This window comes from Pseudoalteromonas sp. S1650 (assembly GCF_005887195.1).
In the GTDB taxonomy this organism is placed as follows: Bacteria; Pseudomonadota; Gammaproteobacteria; order Enterobacterales; family Alteromonadaceae; genus Pseudoalteromonas; species Pseudoalteromonas simplex.
In genome coordinates this window covers 1-296 of sequence record NZ_PNDF01000095.1, presented here as the reverse complement: position 1 = coordinate 296, position 296 = coordinate 1, and the positions used below count along the sequence as shown (strand labels likewise).

Annotated in this window: 2 tRNA genes; both read left to right on the top strand. The window is 45.3% G+C overall.

Annotated features, from left to right (window positions below):
• The first annotated feature begins 96 nt into the window (after positions 1–96).
• A tRNA-Leu gene (locus CWB80_RS20635) sits at positions 97–181 on the top strand.
• 40 nt (positions 182–221) lie between these two features.
• Positions 222–296 (top strand) — tRNA-Gln (locus CWB80_RS20630).

Genomic DNA, 296 nt, shown 5'->3' with positions numbered 1-296 from the left:
GTTGGGGTCACAGGTTCAAATCCCGTCTTAGCCACCATTCTTTTTGTTGCTCAATGAAGAGTCTAAAATAACTACCAGTACATTAGTACGAATGATGCGGGAGTGGCGGAATTGGTAGACGCGCTGGATTTAGGTTCCAGTAACTTCGGTTGTGAGAGTTCAAGTCTCTCCTTCCGCACCATGTTCTTGATAAGAACTCAAACTATCAAATTATTCTTTGTTGGGATATCGCCAAGCGGTAAGGCAGCAGGTTTTGATCCTGCCATTCCCAGGTTCAAATCCTGGTATCCCAGCCA